The sequence below is a fragment of the Pectobacterium artocarpous genome, from assembly GCF_046159765.1.
Classification (GTDB): Bacteria; Pseudomonadota; Gammaproteobacteria; order Enterobacterales; family Enterobacteriaceae; genus Pectobacterium.
The window spans coordinates 1-17958 of record NZ_JBJXVK010000033.1 but is presented as its reverse complement, the minus strand read 5'-3'; the positions used below and the strand labels follow the sequence as shown (position 1 = coordinate 17958).

Sequence of the window (17958 nt, the reverse complement as noted above, 5' to 3'; positions counted from 1 at the left end):
TCGCTTATGTTTAAAACAATCATAACCTTTCTGCGCAAGCAGTTGCCTAAACTGAAACCCTCCTGGCTGCTTTTGGGGGCGCTACTGTGGGTCGTAGTGTTGGTTCTGGCCTGGTGGCTGGGGCCGCGTTTGACGGTGGGCGACTCACGCCCATTGCAGGGAATCTGGGGGAGAGTGGTGTTCACGCTGGTCTGGCTGTGGCTGGCGTTTTCCTATAGCGCCTGGCTGGTCTGGCGTCGCGTGCAACTGATGCGTGCAGAACGTCATGAACAGCAGGTGATTGAACAGGATCCCTTGCAGGTGTATGTCGACAGCCAGCAGACGTTTCTCGATCGCTGGCTGGAAGCCTTTCAGACTCAACTGGGTAAACGCGCGCTGTATGCGATGCCCTGGTATCTGACAATTGGCTTGGCGGGGAGCGGGAAAAGCAGCCTGATCCATCGCGCCAACCCGGCAAACAAAATGAACCCGAAGCTGGATGCGGAACTGCGAGACGTGGCGTCAGGCCAGCAGGTGAGCAGTTGGGTTGGGGAATCTGCGGTGATTTGGGACCCCAGCGGACAGCTACTCGCACAGCCAGTGCTGGAGGGCGATTCGCTCGGACTGCGCCATGCCCGACTGTGGCAGCATCTGCTACAGTGGCTCAGTGAAAACCGCCGCCGCCAGCCGCTCAACGGTTTGGTGCTCACGCTGGATATTTCGTGGTTAGCGCAGGCTGGCGTTGCGGATCGCAAAGCCTACGCGCAAGTGATGCGTGCCCGGTTGCAGGAAATTTCCATCAACATCAACACACGTTTGCCGGTGTATATCACGCTGACTCGGCTGGATATGTTGAGCGGATTCGATAAGGTCTATCGCCAGTTGAACCGCGATGCTCGTCAGGCGGTATTAGGGGTGACCTTTACCCCGCAGGCGAGCAACAGCAAAGACTGGTTAGAAGAGCTGGAGCGTTTCTGGGATGAGTGGGTCACGCACCTGAATGACAACCTGCCAGACATGCTGCTGACGCAGTCCGACAGAAGCGTGCGCAATTCGTTGTTCTCGTTTGTTCGCCAACTGGCCGGCGTGAAAGACTACGTGGTGGAAGTGCTGACAGAAACGTTAGCGACAGGCGAGGATCGCGCGTTCCTGATCCGCGGTGTCTACGTCAGTTCTGTTTATCAGCAAGGCGTGCCGTTCGATGCCTTTGCGCAGTCGGCTTCCCGACGTTATCAACTGCCAGAGCCGATTAACCCTGCGCTGCGCGGTGAATCCAATACGTTTTTTGTGCAGCGTCTGTTCCCTGACGTCATTTTCCCTGAGGCGAGTCTGGCGGGGGAAAACCGGCTGCATAGCCTGTATCGTCGGCGTCGATTGAGTATCGGCGTGGGCTGTATGCTCCTTGCCAGTCTGGTGCTGATTGGCAGTTGGCACCATTTCTATCGGGTCAATAAAGAGGCCGGGCAAAACGTACTAACGAAAGCGCAGGCATTTATCGGCACCAATGAGCTGGAAGGACAGCCGGGCTACGGCTATCAGCAGCTGCCGCGTTTGAATCTAATTCGCGATGCGACCTTATCCTTTGGTAATTACCACGAACGTACACCGCTGCTGGCGGATCTTGGCCTGTATCAGGGCGGTAAGATTGGGCCGTATGTTGAAGGCACCTATCTGCAAATGCTGAACCAGCGCTTTTTACCGGCGGTGATGCAAGGGCTGCTGGAAGATTTGAATCAGGCACCTGCCAATAGCGAGCAAAAGCTGACAATTCTGCGCGTGATGCGGATGCTGGATGATGCGTCAGGACGCAATAAAACACTGGTCGAACAGTTTATGGCGCAGCGTTGGCAGAAGGCATTTCCTGGACAAGGCAATGTGCAGGAACAGCTGATGCAGCATCTGGATTACGCCCTTGAGCACACCGATTGGCACAAGGCGCGTGAGCAGAAAGATGCGGTCGCGATCAGTACGTTTGAACCCTTTAATCAGCCGATCACGCTGGCTCAGCAGGAATTGAGCAAGCTGCCGATGTATCAGCGCGTTTACCAGAGTCTGGTGATGAAAGCGACACAGGTGTTGCCGCCGGATTTAGCGATCCGTGATGAAGTCGGGCCGACCTTTGATCCGGTGTTTTCTCTGCGTAATGACAAGGCGGGAAGCGTGCCACGGCTGCTGACGTATCCCGGCTTTAGCGATTATTACCTCAAGCAAGACAAAGCGTTGCTTGAACTGACGGCACTGGATGCTTGGGTGCTGGGGCAGCGTGAGCGTGCGCAGTTTAGCGAGGCCGATCGGCGGGAAATTCTGCGTCAGGTGAATGACCGTTACATTACAGATTACATCAACCAATGGCAGAAAGTGCTGGCGAACATTGATGTCCAGACACTCGATACGCCAGAGCAGGCGCTCGATATTCTCACGGATATTACCGGCAACGATCAGCCGTTCCAACGCGTGCTGACGACAGTCAGTGATAATACCCGTATCCGCAAGCTGGCTGATGATGATAACGACACGGCGCAGAACATTAACACGCGGACTGGCCGTCCGTTTATGACCATCAACGCCGCGCTGAGCGGGCGCGGTGAGCAGGGGCCGCTGGTGCAGGAAGTCAATCAGAAGCTGACTGACCTTTACCACTACCTCGATCAGATCGTTAACGCCACCGATCCGGGGCAGGCAGCGTTGAAGGCCGTGCAGGCGCGACAGGGAAACAAATTTGCCGATCCGGTGTTCGCCTTACAGCAATACGCTCGCAGCCTTCCTGCACCGCTGGATCGCTGGGTGGGGCAATTGGCGGGTGAAAGTGCCAGTCTGGTGACCGGGCTGGCGATGTCGTCGCTGAATCAGGAGTGGTTGGATAAAGTCGTCACACCATTCAATGAGAAGCTGGCGGATCGTTACCCCTTCGATCCTTCATCGAACAAAGATGTCCCGCTGTCGGAAATGGAACGGTTCTTCATGGCTGGCGGGACGCTGGACAGTTTCTATCAAACCAACCTCAAGGCGATGATGGAAAGCGGCATGTTGGAAGAAGGCATGGCGTCGCCTTTGCAGGCTGAACTGGTGAAACAGCTTGAACGTGCCAACCGTATCCGCCAGACCCTGTTTAATGCGCAGGGCAGTCTGGAAGTGCACTTTGTTCTGGAGCCGCTAGAGCTGACCGCGAATAAGCGCCGCAGCGTGCTGAATCTGGATGGACAACTGCTGGAGTATAGCCACGGTCGTCGTCAGAAAACGCCGCTGGTGTGGCCAAACAGTATGCGTGACGGTGCTGAGAGCAAACTCACATTGGTGCCGGACGATCGTGAACGTTCACCGCGCAGCCTGAACTTTAGCGGGCCGTGGGCGATGTTCCGGTTAATCAATAGCGATCAACTGACTCAGGTTAATGAGAACACGTTTGACGTGCGTTTCTCACTGGAAAACGGGGCGATGACGTACCGCGTCTATACCGATGCCAGCCACAACCCGTTTGCCGGTGGTCTGTTCAGCCAGTTCACGCTGCCTGATTCGCTTTATTAATTAACACTTGGGAGTCCGTTCAGGCTAATGCGGGTCACTTAAGCATGGATTGAGGGGGAAACACGGTGATGAGGTTCTCGTAGGGATGCCTCACAACGTGGTCGCCCCGGTATCTCTGCCTTAAACGATCAACATTACCCGCTCTGGCTCCCTATTGCTGGATGATGTGATATGCAAGATGCACAACAGGCCCTGAAAGTGGGACGTGATCCACGGATGCTGCCGGAGTTTGACGCACTTCGGGCGGAAATTAACAAGTTGAGTCACGCGTCTCGCCCTGATGTGGACTGGATGTTGGTGCACGATATGGCCACCACCATCTTTGAAAAGCAGGGCGTGGATCTCCAGACCGCGATCTACTTTACGCTGGCACGTTCACGGCTGGCGGGGTTGACGGGGTTCACGGAAAGTTGCGAATTTCTGGCGAACCTGATCGTAACGCAGTGGGATAACTTCTGGCCGCCGGTGCATCAGGAGCGAGCGCGTATCGAGATGCTGGACTGGTTTATTGCCCGCATTAGCGAAGTGGTGCGACAGTACGCCATCAGTCATGAACACAAGCGGTTGGTTTATCGTTGTGAACGTGCGTTGCAGTTAATGAGTGAAAAGCTGCATAACTCAGGGTTGAGCCGCATTCCTCGCGTCGAGAATCTACTGCATTTTGTTGAAGGCTACACCCATCTGTTTGATGAAACCGAGATTGTCATTGTGTCGGACGATCAGGAACTCAAAAAGCAGGATATGCAGATTCCACCCATGGTGTTCTTTCATTCAGACATGGAGCCCGGCGCGACGGTGCAAAGCAGTGGTTCATCAGGCTCGGGCCAGGCTCCATTGCCCGCGGGCAGTATTCTCATCGGACGGGAGAAAGGGCAAATGAAACCCACGGTATTGAAGATTGAGGCGCATAAAAAGCAGAAGCCAGCCTGGTTCTGGTTTGTCTCCGGGTTGCTGACCTGCGCGTTGCCTGTTGCAGCCATTACAGGCTGGCAGTATTGGCAGGAACAGAAGGCCGATGCGCTGGCGTTACTGCAAAAGCCAGCCTACGCGTTGCCCGCCGCTCCCGATCATAATGACATTCGCCGGGTGCGTATTGCGCTGGGCGAGCAGAAATTGCAGGGGATGGAAGGGGAGCTGATCAATCGTTATCAGGCACAGTTGGAACAGGTGAAAAATGCCTCACCTTTCTACCTGTATCAATACGGTAATGGGCTGAAAAACGTAATGCAGCAGCTCTATCCCGATTCACTGGCGGTGAAGGAGATGGAGCGCCAATGGCAGATTACGCTTGAACGCCAGCAGGGCGATGAACCGAAAACGCTGGGTTACGAACAGGCGCGTGCCCGCGTCAACGAGACCTTGCAGCAGTTGCTGGAACTGGAACGGCAGCGCCGGACAGTGACGATCTCCTACCTGAAATCAAAGCTCTATGACATGCAGAAAGACCTGATGTCGGATGTTCCCTTCGGGATACGGCTGCGGGAGCTTGAGGCGCGAAAAATCAAGAGCCAGCCGCTGACGCCAGCGGAGTTGCGTGCGATGGAAGACGAACTGCGCGCCTTCAATATCCGTTTGTACCGTTTGCAGCAGGGTAATTCCGCCAGCTGATTATCGTGAAGGGAAAAGTGCTGAGCACATGATGAAATACAAAAAATTATTGATAGCGCTGTCGTTCTGCTGGCTGGCGTCATGTCAGACGCCGGTTACGTCGCTGTCTGAAACAGAATTAGCGGCGTCAGCGAACCGAGGAAACGGGGAAGCGCAATATCACTTGGCAAAGACGCTAGCCGCACGTTCGCAGTACACCGACGCGATGCAGTGGATGCAAAAGGCGGCTGTGCGGTCTGAATTCTCGGGCAATCAGGCAATGCGCGCTGCCGCCGCGCTTCAGGTGGGGGACTGGTATCAGGCTGGGCTGGGGGCGCCAAAGAACAGCCCATTTGCCCGTCAGTGGTGGACAACGTCTTCACGTTTGGGAAATGGTGAAGCAGGGCATCGCCTCGGCATGGACTGTCAGGTTCAGCATCAGGGGAAATTAGTGGCGGCCTGCCTGAGTGCATTTGAATCCGCAGCGGAAAATGGTTATCCCCCTGCGCAATTGATCGTCGCCCAGTGGCACGCGACGCATGCGGGTGGTGAAAAAGAGGCTGTGTCATGGTTGTTACAGGCCTCCGAACTTGGCAATCGGGATGCGCAATACCAGTTGGCGCAGCGCTATGAACAAGGCAACGGCGTAGTGATTCGTCGCGATCTGGCTGAACGCTGGTATTTCCGTGCGGCGACGCTGGGACAGGCACAGGCGCAGTTATGGATGGCGCGGCATGAAGACGGCGAAGATGCGCTGAACTGGTATCAAAAATCTGCGTCATCAGGCGATGCTGAAGCCCAGCTTTGGCTGGGGAAAGCATACCGTGAAGGTAAGCGCTTACCCTGGGATGAGCAAAAAGCGCGTTACTGGCTAGAGCGCGCTGCCGCTGGCGGATCGGGCGAGGCCGATTATTTGCTCAGCCAGAGCCAGACAACCCATGAAAAGCGCGAACAGTATCTGGTTCAGGCTTCCTCAGCGGGCTATTTCCGGGCGCAACGCGAGTTGGGTGAACGGTTATTTAACGCGAACGAATTGGCGCGTGCGCGTGAAGAATATGCCAAAGCGGCCTCAGCGGGAGACACCGAATCCCGATTGGCTTATGGTGAGATGCTGCGGCTGGGGCAAGGCGGAAAAGAGGATTATGTTGAGGCGATGAAACAGTACCGTCTGGCGGCCAATGACGGTAACCGTATGGCGCAGTATCGTATGGGTATGATGCGTCAGGATGGGCTGGGCGCATCCCGCAACCGTATTCATGCTTACGCCTGGTATGCCATGGCGGCGACGGAGGGAATGCCCGAAGCCATTCATGCGCGTAACGATCTGGAGGCGACAATGCAGCCGGATGAAATCAAAGCCGGACAGCGGCTGGCGATGCACTGGTCATCGGGGAAAACAGAGTAATTCGGGGTGGTCGCTCGTCGGTGTTCACTTGCGGATAGGCAACCGCTGGTCGTCAGTCGTTAAAGCTGAACCCACAGTGTGGTCTGTTCAGCTCTTCGTAGCATACATAGCGGCAATAAACAGGCGGGTGTTGCGTGATAGCAGCACCCGTTTTTTGTTTTTATGGCTGTTTTTATTACGGGTTGGCCTGATTTTTCATGCCTGTTTTTCATAAGAACGTAAGTAACTGCTTACTCTTATCGTTATGAAAATGAACGATTTATCGTCAAATATAATTTTTTACTATTAATAAGCGCTATTTCTATTGGCCATTCATTGCGTTAATTCACCGCTAACACAAATTTTCAGAATAACTGCGCATTCTGCGCAATTTCTTGCTCACTTTCTGGTGTAAATCACTTTTTGCGCAATGTCTGCAAACGATTCGCGAAGTCTGCGCAACTTTTTGCTCAAATTTTACTTAGATGAAATTTTTGTTAGATAAATTTCTTTATAAAACAAAGTGATAAATTTTGGCATACGAATTGCTATACAGACCGTGAAGTTATTCATTCTGTTCAACAGCTAAATCTATTCAACAACAAGGAGCAACACTATGCCAACTCCATGCTATATCAGCATCGAAGGTAAAACTCAGGGCAACATCACCGCGGGCGCTTTCACGTCTGATTCTGTCGGCAACATCTATGTGGAAGGCCACGAAGACGAAATGCTGGTGCAGGAATTCAAACACATTGTGACCGTACCGACTGACCCACAGTCTGGTCAACCGTCCGGCCAGCGTGTACACAAGCCGTTCAAATTTACCGTCGCGCTGAACAAAGCGGTTCCGCTGATGTACAACGCCCTGGCGTCTGGCGAAATGCTGCCGACCGTGACTCTGAAATGGTATCGTACTTCCGTTGAAGGTAAACAAGAGCACTTCTTCTCTACCATTCTGACCGATGCCACCATCGTGGACATCGACTGCCAGATGCCACACTGTCAGGACCCGTCCAAACTGGATTATACCCAGTTAATCGAAGTGTCGCTGGCTTACCGCAAAATCGACTGGGAACACACGGTTGCTGGTACATCTGGTTCTGATGACTGGCGTGCCCCGATCGAGGCGTAATCTCTCTGTATTTAACCCGGCCACCGTGCCGGGTTTTTGCGTTTTTCTCTGTACTGGCGGGGTGTTTTTATCAACCTGAATTGTGGTGTGGGCAGACTCAAACCACAACCCAGGTATTTCATTTCAATCAGGATAGTGACGTGCCGCGCCGGGGCAATTCGGGGCGTGCGGTAGCCATGGCAACGGCGAAGAAGGAGAAAGCAGGTGGCAAACAGTACAGGATTACAGTTCACCGTAAAGGTCGGTGCCCTGGCGGCAGGTACTTTCGCGGTGGTGGATTTCAGGCTGGATGAGGGGCTAAACCGACCTTTCAGCCTGTCGCTGAGTCTGGCTAGCGCGCTGCCGGATGTCGATTTCGGTGCGGTGCTGGACCAGCCGTGCGAGCTGATGATTTGGTATGAAGGCGAGCTGAAACGTCGGGTCAGTGGGATGGTCAGCGGCTTCACGCAGGGTGACACCGGATTTCGTCGCACGCGCTATCAGGCAGAAGTCCGTCCGGCGCTGTGGCGACTGGGGTTGCGCACTAACGCCCGCATTTTTCAGGCACAAAAGCCGGAAGCGATTATCGGTGCGCTGTTGGAAGAAGCGGGTATCACTGATTATGCCTTTGCGCTACGTAATGAGCACGCGGTGCGGGAATACTGTGTGCAGTATCGGGAAAGCGATTTGGCGTTTATCACCCGTCTGGCCGCTGAGGAGGGGATGTATTTCTTCCACGAATACGAAGAAGGTAAGCACCGGGTGGTGTTTGCTGACGATGCCGGGGCGCTGACCAAAGGCCCCGAGCTGTTCTTCAATCTGGCGACACAGGGGCTGAGCGAAGGCGACTATGTCCGGCGCTTCCACTACGCGGAGCGGGTGAGCACATCGGACGTGGAACTGAAAGACTACAGCTTCAAGACGCCGGCTTACGGGCTGTCGCACAAGAAGATGAGCGGCGAGCTAGAACACCAGCGTGAAAGCTATCAGCATTACGACTATCCGGGGCGCTATAAACAAGACCCGAGCGGCAAGGCATTCAGCGGTTACCGGCTGGATGCGCTGCGGGCAGGGGCGGTAACGAGCGAAGGGGAATCGAACTGCGCGGGGCTGATGCCGGGCAGCACGTTCACCCTGACGGAGCACCCGAATACGATGCTGAATGCGGTATGGCAGACGGTGAGCGTGACGCATGTCGGGCAGCAGCCGCAGGCGCTGGAAGAGGAAAGCGGCGGCGAACCGACCACCATGAGCAACAGCTTTGCGGTGGTGAAAGGGACGACAACGTGGCGCGCCGCGATGCCGTACAAACCGATGGTGGACGGCCCGCAAATTGCGACGGTGGTTGGCCCGGCGGGGGAAGAGATTTATTGCGATCAGTTTGGCAGGGTAAAACTGCAATTTCCGTGGGATCGCTACGGCGCGAGCAACGACCAAAGCTCCTGCTGGGTGCGCGTCAGTCAGGGGTGGGCGGGGGGGCAATACGGTATGATCGCCATCCCGCGTATCGGCCATGAAGTGATTGTGAGTTTCCTTGAAGGTGACCCGGATCAGCCGATTGTCACCGGGCGAACCTTCCATGCCACCAATCCGACGCCGTATGTTTTACCAGCACATAAAACGCGCACCACACTCCGTACCGATACCCACAAAGGTAGCGGCTTTAACGAACTGCGCTTTGAAGATGAGGCGACGCGTGAACAAATTTACTATCACGCGCAGAAAGATATGGATGGTGTGATCAACAATATCCATCGACAAAGCGTGGGGCGCGATCAGCATCTTAGTGTCGCTCAGGATCAGTTCCAACGGGTCACTCGTCACCGCCACCGAACGATAGGCAAGGATGATTTTGAAAACATCGGTCAGGATCATCATCAGGAAATTGGCCGGAGTTTTATTCAGAAGATTGGTGCGTCGTTCAAGCGGTTCATCGGCGGGGGAGAAATTACCCGTATCGAAGGGAGCCGTCAGACCACGATGTCCGGTTCTGAAGAGACGCTGATCGGTGCGCACCAGCGTGTTCTGGTAAATACGGACAGCTATCTGAAAGCCGCGGATATCGTGCTGGAAGCGGGGCAGGCTCTGACCATCAAAGCCCCTGGCGGTTTTATCAAGATTGATAGCGCGGGCGTCACGATTTCTGGGACGATTGTGAAAATCAACGATGGCGGAGCGGCTGGCGTAGGGACTGCGCCTGTGTCGATAACGCCAGAAGAGCCGACGAAGCCCACGTTGCCGGATGCGCCAGACAGACGTTAAGGAGGAACCATGCCAGGTGCTGCACGTTTAGGGGACAGCTGTGCGGGTCACGGCTGTTTCCCTGCTACCCCGATTATTGAAGGCAGCGGTGATGTCATTATCAATGGCAAACCGGCGGCCCGTAAAAGCGATGCGGTCTTACTCCACGCTTGTCCCTGCCCAAATATGCCTCATGGCGTACATAATCGCGCCATATCTGCGGGATCCGGTACGGTTATCATCAATGGCAAGCTGGCGGCGCGTATCGGTGATGCGATCGGCTGCGGTGGTTCGGTTGCCGCAGGCAGTGGGAACGTCATCATTGGCGACTCGCCTTACCAGTCCCCGGTGAAACCCTGCGCCGAGCAGTCGGCCAAAAGCCGAGCGCCTCTGTTGGCATTGACGCCAATGCTGTTGCCGACGTTAATGGAATGGGCGTCGGTCGCCGAGCTGCCTATTCTTGATGACTTGCTCTCTGTCGCCCAGCGCAAAGAGCGCTATCTGGCGCGTGCCAAGTTGGCGACCGAAGCCGCATCGCTGCCGGGATTAGCCGATGCGGCAAAGCGGCTGGCGTTTAATAACGACAGCATCTTGCGCGCCGAGGCCGCCCAGTATGTGTATTCGGTCGATGAATTTCGGCGAGGCGTGCTGGATAAGCTGCCTAAAGCGCCGGTTGGGCTGGATATTCTGGATACGAGCACTATCCCTGGGCTAAAAAATGCCAACATGACGGATATGAAAACGGGCTTCGGTGCATCATTATTCAAGTCTGCGATTAATGGTGAGACGATGTTGACCTATCGGGGAACCAATAATGCAGTGACGGGCGTGAAAGACTGGTTGACGAATGCCGGGCAGGCAATGGGGTTTGAGACAGATCAATACAAGCAAGCGATGTATTTAGCGAAGCAAGTAAAGGAAGTCATCAATCCACCGCCAGTTATTGTCGGGCATTCATTAGGTGGCGGTTTGGCGTCGGCTGGCGTTGGTGTCACGGGATTACCCGGCTATACCTTTAATGCTGCGGGTTTGCATAACAATACTGTGTCACGTGCAGGTGGTGCAGACCTGGCGAAAACAGCCTCGCTGATCACGACGCAGGCGGTGGATGGTGAGGTATTAACGATGGCACAAACCTATGGCAAGGCTTTGATTCCTGGTTTGCTATCCGGTGCGGGTGCATTGATTGGCGGAGCCGCCGGTGCGGCGCTTGGGGGAGTCATTGGTGTAGCAAAACTGTTGGAAGGGGGCCTGCCGAAAGCAAGCGGTGATATGATGGCACTTCCCGCAGTCGGTGGCTCGCCGATTGCTCGCCACGGTATGGATCAGGTGATTGCGGGTATTGAAAGCCAGAAAAAGGAAGATATCGGGAAGATAACCAATACATTTAGGGGAATATAATGCAATGGCTGGCACGGATAAAATGGTTGGGCGTCGTTATTCTGGGATTATTAACCGCTTGTCAGGCGGGAGGACACAGTATGCGGGCGAGTGAACTTTTTGAGCCGCCAGTGGTGGCCGTACTGGAAAGTATTCAAAAAGGTGACGAATCAGCAGCGCGTCATCAGCTGTCACAGGGCGTTAACCTGAATATTCATGGAAAAGAAGGTGTCACTCCGCTGCTGTGGCTGATTTATGAGACCAAGGATAAAAACGCGGTCACGCTGGCACTAAAACTGGGTGTCGATCCGAATTATAAAGACGGCTTTGGTGATAGTGCGGTCAATTCCGTGGCGGGGGCGAAAGATCCTGACTGGCTTCGTATTATTCTGGATGCGGGGGGCGATCCGAATGCGATTGGACGTCTTGGTCAGCCAGCAATATTTGGTGCTATTGGTGAGGAGCGCTGGGCCGATATCAAATTGCTCGTAGAGCGGGGCGCTGACGTCAATTTAACGGATGAGCAAAAAACCAATAGCGCTCACTATGCGGCCTATCTCAACCAGTATGAAATTGCCTATTGGCTGATTGAACAGGGAGCGAATATTAATACTTATTCAGCAACGGGAGCTAGCCTGGCCTGGAGCGTCGAAGACAGCTTATCCATTATGTCTCCTAAATCGCCTCATTATCCTTGGGCATTAAAGGTAAAACAGCTGTTACTGGATCGCGGCGTTAAATTTCCACCGCTTCCGCCTGCTGAAGTGAGAGCGCGTTGGGAAAAAGGATTACCTCTGTAATTGCTTTTCGATTTATCAATTTTATTATTCATGTCGTGTCATAAAAACAAGCTGTATTTCCCGCCCTGATAATCTGCATGATTATCAGGGTGCTGTTGTGATTTTTAATAAAAACCATCGTATTAAAATTATCTCATTTATTTACAGGCAAATAGTGATGATGGAAAACGGTTATACCCTGTTTGAAATCAGCCAGTCTGATATGCCTTTATACGCAATTATTTCACCGCTGAGTTATCCCGAATTACCTGAATATTGGCAAGCTTTTCAACCTGCGGCGGCGGACATATGGCAACAGCTGAATTTGGGGAAGGAGGCTGAAAGCTGGCAGGTTTGGGCGCCGATAGTGGTGAAGATAGAAGAAGGCAAGCCAGGAGAAACACTGCTGCATTGGCTGACGGAAACACAACCGGAGCGGCATGCTGGCGTGATCCTCACGCAGGGCGCATTGACATTGCAGCAGGTAACGAATTTTTGGCAGCAGCGTATTTACTGTCTCTGGCCTGATGGTACACGGGCGCTGTTTCGTAGCTATGCGCCCGACGTTTTATCGGCCTGGTGGCCTACTCTGGATCATGCTGCTCAAACTGATTTCCTCGGCCCGCTGGATAACCTGTATTTACCCATCGTCACGAGTGAACGTGGGGAATATAAGCTATTCGCACAGAGGGAAATTAAGTATGAAAATAATGACGGCATTAATAACACCTACCAAATTACGTTAACGCACGACCAATATTATCTTCTTTCCAATGACAATCGCTTACATCGACTAGCGAATGAATTGTTTCTGTTTGTCAGTGCGCAGTGTGTTTTTCCGCTGGATATTGAAATAGTCAAAGCGCGTTTTATTAGCGGTATTGCCTTAGCGAAGCACTATTACCCCAAAGCCAGCGAAGCGGAATGTGAAGCCTGGTCCGCTCATCGCTGGGTTCTCGGGAGTGAATTCTATTGGCACCCGATCTTTATTCATCTGACTGAACGTTATTCGATAGCGGATAGTATTCGGATTTTTAAATCTGAGCCTGAACGTGTTGAGAGTGTACAGCTTAATTACCATCGCCCCGGTTGGATGCGGGGAGAGTTACCCGACATAACGGAGGTCACGCTGTGAGTGTATCGCAACCTTTTCTTGAACTGATGCCGGAAGATGACGCAGTCTGGCAAACGCGTATCGCTCAGGGGGGCTGTTTTGTTATCGCAGAGGCATCGATGAACGATGCTGTACCGTGGCTGGCCGAACGCTGGGGAGGCAGCCTGGAACAGACGCGTTTGTACTGGGGGGAAACAGGACGCGTTCATGCCTCGGTATCGCCCTATTGCATCCCGCTTCACGCTGCTAACTGGTCGCTGGTGAAAGAACACATCATCACCCACCCCGGCTGGGGTATGGGGCTACAGCTGGCGTGGTTTATGCAAGCTTATTCTCCGCTCGATCAACTGCTTGAGGTGACGAAGCACCTGCGGCAGTGGAGCCTGGTGACCTCACCTTCCGGGGAAAACGCCATCCTGCGCGTGGGCGACTGGCAGGTGGTGAATCAGTTGTTATCTGCCAGTTCCGCACAAGAAGCCTGTGCACTCTATGGCCCGATAGCCAGCTTCTGCGACATTTCTCCTGATGGCGCGGTTCGCGCTTTAAACCTCATCGCCCGCGAACCCCATTCCATTCCAGACATCCTGCCGCGCCAACTGAGTGCTGAACAATGGCACGCCATTATGGTGCCGTACGGGCATCAAAATCTGGCGCGCTATATGGCGCATCTGCGTACTTACCATGCTGACTGGAAGAATGCGTCTGACGATGAACTACAGGTGTTTACCCATCAGCAGACGGAGCAGGCGAAAAACAACGGCTTTAATAACGACCGCGATATCGTGCGCTGGCTGGCATTAGCGACAGAACTCTCGCCGGAATTCGTGCATCAGACCTGGGCAAAAAACATTCTGGTACAGCCTGAATACATTGGCACGCAAAGCCGTATGGATCGCCTGTATCAGGCAGCGATTGACCACCTGGACGAAGCATAAAATAAAAAGGACGTCATTTCATGAGTCAGAACAAGCAGGCAACGTTGCTTTCCAGCGAGGATGCAGCGAGTCGGGGTTTTAGCACGGATAAAAAAATATCAGGAGGCTGTGCCAAGTGTGGTTATGAAGTCCTGATTTATTACCATTATGACTCTGGGGAGCCGGTTCCCAATGCGCCATTTGTCCTCATCGACAGCAATAAAACAGAAATCCACGGTCAGACGGATGCCAACGGCCTCTGTTTCATTTATGACATGGGGGGAGGTACGTTCGAACTGCTACTGGAAGAAGGTGAAGATGAGTTCACGCCGCAGGAAACCATTCAGAATAACCCCGTATTGCAGGCTACTCCAGGTTATGCCGCACTAGCAGGTGAGTATTTCACGCTGTTCCTTCTCCTGCGTAAACAAGGGCTAGTGACCTATGACGCCGATGACAGCAGTGACCGACATATTGATGTTGATGGTGCAGGTATACTCACATCAATCCCGGATGAATACACAAAAGCCTATCGTCGTTTTTGGGAACTGGACAAAAAGATTAACCGTGGTAATCGCCAACTGAAGCAGGCCATCAACAAGATCCACCATAGCCTCGCGGCAGAAACGGCGGATGCGGGTGGTGATGACAACGCTGCGCTCATGATGTTCTGCGAGATTATTCTGGGTTGTATTCCCGTGGTGGGACAAGCGTTAGACGTGTACTCCATTGGTGAATGGTGCTGGCAAACCTATGAAGACCCTAAATTAATGGACGATCCACTGCATGTGGCCGGTGGTGTTCTGTGTGTGATTGGGGTGATTCCCGGAATGGGGGACGCGATTAAGGTGAGCGGGAGGGCGATTATTAAAGCCCTGAGAAATGCCTCATCACCTGCGGCTGTGCAGTTTGCTATCAAAACGATCCGTAGCCTGTCCAACGGTAATCTGGTGAAAGGTGTCACCAAACTGCGTGGTTTGCTGAAAGAGTATGGACAGGAAGGCAAAGCGATGCTGGCGACGATGCAGCAGGCTTTGGTGACGGCAATGAAGGCTTCAGAGAAGGACGGCTGGATTGTTGCGCTGATGAAAGATCGGTTCAGCAAGATGCTCGACTATCTGGATCAGTTAGTTAAACGTTACGACGAGGCCATTGCGACCCTCGAGAAAGAATTTGATAAGTTTATTCCTCTGATTGTGACACGGGTTTCCGGTAGCCCGCGTCCTAAAGGCTCCTTTGCGAAAAAGGCCGATGCCTCGCCAAGCCATACGACGGCGGAAAGCAGGGCGGCCAGTCCATCTTCGGGTTCAAAATCTGAGCCTGCCGATTCGCCAACCGCCACTAAACAAAGTGATGCCAAGTCTGATGGTGACAAAGGAAAAGACCATCGGCCTAAAAAACAAACTCCAGAAGAAAATGTGCCACACAAGGCTGAACCGTCAAAACCCACTGATGCCGTTGCAGAAAAACCCAAACCGCAAGAGCCCGTAAAGAAAAAAAGTGAATCCCCTCCGGAAGAGGCGAACAGCATTAATGCGGGTAGAAATACTGAAAAGCCATCGGGTAAAAAGGGGGCTGAGCAGGATGCGAATAATCAGAATGGTACTAACAAGGCAGATAGCAAAGATAGCAAGCAAAATGGCGACCCGGTCGATATGGCAACGGGTGCGGTGGTGGAGAAACGTACTGATATTCAGCTAACGGGGATATTGCCGTTGCCACTGCAACGCTACTATCGCTCCACGGGAAAACGCCATCCCGGCTTACTGGGAACGCTATGGCGCACTAACTGGGATATCAGCCTAACGCTCAACAACGGGGTGGCAACGCTAACGGATGGTGAATTCAATCAGGCATTCTTCACCCTCCCTGGTGAAGGAGAGGTCAGCCGCTCATCGTCAAATCCTCAATGGCGGCTGACCCGCCAGCAGGGGGAACTCGTCCTCCATCATGTTGATGGCCTGCGCTACCGGTTTGAGCATGCGCTCGGTCTCCAGCTTTGCCTGACGTCGATTGACGATGCAGCGGGTCATCGAGTGACTTTCGAGTGGATGCTGGGTGAACTGTGCTGGGTGGTACTACCGGACAGGCGTTTGATTCACGTCACCACTGAACACCGCAGGATCACGACACTGATGCTGTGTACCCCGCAGCGCCAGCCTTTAAAAACGCTGGTCAGCTATACCTACGATCGTCGCGGACATTTACTGAGCGTGCGGGCGGATGAGGGGCGTAACTTTGACTATTGCTATTCACCGGAAGGCTGGCTGCTGCGCTGGTCGGATTTAGGTTCGACCTGGGTTGAGCATGACTACGATCAAAAAGGCCGTGCCATCCGTGACAGAACGTCGGAAGGCTACTGGCCAGGTCACTTTGAATACGACGATGACACCCTGTCTAGCCATTATCACAGCGGATTTGGCGGGGTATTCAGCTACGTACGAGATGAACGCAATAATATCCTGCTCCAGCGCACGCCTGACGGTGGCGAGACCCGGTTCGAATGGGTGGATAACCAACTGGTGGCGGAGACCGACCCCTTGGGTGGTCGCACGGTCTATCAGCGCAACGACTGGGGGCAGGTGACAGAAGTGACGCTGCCTGATGGCGCGACGCATCACTATGTGTATGACGATAACGGACAGTTGCTGGCCTATCTCGATCCTCTGGGCAGTGAATGGCGCTATCAGCGCAATGCTGCCGGCCAGGTTGTTGAGGTGAACGACCCGGAAGGGCGCGAGTGGCTGTACGGTTATGGTGAAACGGGGCAATTGTCGACGGTAATAGGCCCGGACGGCGTGTTACAGCGTTACCACTATAACCGCCGTGGGCTGCTGAGCCGTCTTGAACGGGATAATGCACCAGCGGTGATGTTCCGCTATGACGACCTTGACCGCCTGACGGAGCGACATATCGGGCATGAGGCAGGCGTGCAGGTGCGGCGCTGGGAGTATGACGGCGTGCGTGAGTCGCCGTCAAAAGTGGTGTACGAAGACGGCAGCGAGACGCGGTTTGGTTACGATGTGGAAGGTAACCTGACGGCGGTGACGGATGCGCTGGGTCAGCGCTACCAGTTCCGCTATGGCGCGTTCGATAACCTGCTGGAAGCGACCGACCCGCTGGGGGCGACGGTGCGCTACCATTATAACGCGGAAGCGGAGTTCGCCGGGGTGACGAACAGTCAGGGACGGGACTGGACGTACGGCTTTGACTCCAGCGGGCGACTGAGCGAGGAGCGGCATTACGACGGCCGGGTGTACCGGTATCAGTACGATGTGGCAGACCGCCTGGTGCGGCGCAGCGCGCCGGATGGCAGCGCACTGCACTATGAGCATGATGCGGCAGGGCGGATAACGCGCATCACGGCACGGAAGGCGGACGGGGAAACGGACGGTATCACGGAACTGGTGTATGACGTAGCCGGCCGGCTGACCAAAGCCGCCAGCCCGGATGCGGTAGTGGAATACGCCTATAACCGTGCAGGCCAGGTGACGTCGGAAACGGTGAACGGCGAGGCGGTGCAGAGCGGTTATAACGCGGGTGGTCAGCGTGCGGTGGTGGAGGGGATACTGGCGCCGCTGCAACTGGTGTGGCAGTCGGGTCGGTTGTCGTCGCTGAGCATTGGCTCACACCAGCCGTTGCAGTTCAGCCACACGTCAGCGGGAGAAGAGCGGCGGCGCAGTAACGGCAGCGGGTTTTCACTGTGCCATGAATGGAGCCCGACGGGGCTGTTGCAGCGTCAGGCGCTGGAAGGGGCGGACGGCCGGGTGAATGACGTGCTGGAGCGCCGCTACCAGTACGATGTGCTGGACCGTCTGACGGGTATCAGCGACAGTCACTGGGGGGAGCAGGCATTCCGGCTGAACGGAGCCGGTCAGGTGACGGCGGAGCGCCGCGATGCGGGACGGCGGCGTCAGGCTCGGCTGTTTGGTTACGACAGC

General features: G+C 54.3%; 10 protein-coding genes. All 10 read left to right on the top strand.

Translation table 11 applies throughout. The features are described from left to right. Positions 1-6 precede the first annotated feature (6 nt). The gene (tssM, locus tag ACKQAD_RS18540; protein ID WP_409161462.1) at positions 7-3504 is read left to right on the top strand and encodes a type VI secretion system membrane subunit TssM; all 3498 of its coding nucleotides are present in this window, start codon (positions 7-9) and stop codon (positions 3502-3504) included. 171 nt (positions 3505-3675) lie between these two features. Then, on the top strand, positions 3676-5112 hold the full coding sequence (locus ACKQAD_RS18535) for a VasL domain-containing protein (RefSeq protein WP_409161461.1): 1437 nt from the start codon (positions 3676-3678) through the stop codon (positions 5110-5112). 28 nt (positions 5113-5140) lie between these two features. Continuing rightward, the gene (locus ACKQAD_RS18530) at positions 5141-6496 is read left to right on the top strand and encodes a tetratricopeptide repeat protein (RefSeq protein ID WP_409161460.1); all 1356 of its coding nucleotides are present in this window, start codon (positions 5141-5143) and stop codon (positions 6494-6496) included. A 595-nt stretch (positions 6497-7091) separates the two neighbouring features. Continuing rightward, entirely contained in the window at positions 7092-7610 is a 519-nt protein-coding gene (locus ACKQAD_RS18525; RefSeq protein WP_409161459.1) for an Hcp family type VI secretion system effector, read from the top strand. 204 nt (positions 7611-7814) lie between these two features. Beyond that, entirely contained in the window at positions 7815-9851 is a 2037-nt protein-coding gene (locus tag ACKQAD_RS18520) for a type VI secretion system Vgr family protein (RefSeq protein ID WP_409161457.1), read from the top strand. Positions 9852-9860: 9 nt separating this feature from the next. Next, entirely contained in the window at positions 9861-11231 is a 1371-nt protein-coding gene (locus tag ACKQAD_RS18515; protein WP_409161456.1) for a Tle-like phospholipase domain-containing protein, read from the top strand. 80 nt (positions 11232-11311) lie between these two features. Next, a complete protein-coding gene (locus ACKQAD_RS18510; protein WP_409161487.1) occupies positions 11312-12010 on the top strand; it encodes an ankyrin repeat domain-containing protein in 699 nt (232 codons plus the stop codon). Positions 12011-12167: 157 nt separating this feature from the next. Continuing rightward, positions 12168-13124 (top strand): DUF4123 domain-containing protein, encoded by a 957-nt coding sequence (locus ACKQAD_RS18505; RefSeq protein ID WP_409161455.1) that lies wholly within the window; start codon positions 12168-12170, stop codon positions 13122-13124. After that, the gene (locus tag ACKQAD_RS18500; RefSeq protein WP_409161453.1) at positions 13121-14038 is read left to right on the top strand and encodes a DUF4123 domain-containing protein; all 918 of its coding nucleotides are present in this window, start codon (positions 13121-13123) and stop codon (positions 14036-14038) included. The genes ACKQAD_RS18505 and ACKQAD_RS18500 overlap by 4 nt, the downstream gene beginning before the upstream one ends. Positions 14039-14058: 20 nt before the next feature. Continuing rightward, on the top strand, positions 14059-17958 hold a 3900-nt coding region (locus tag ACKQAD_RS18495), incomplete at its 3' end, for a DUF6531 domain-containing protein (RefSeq protein WP_409161451.1).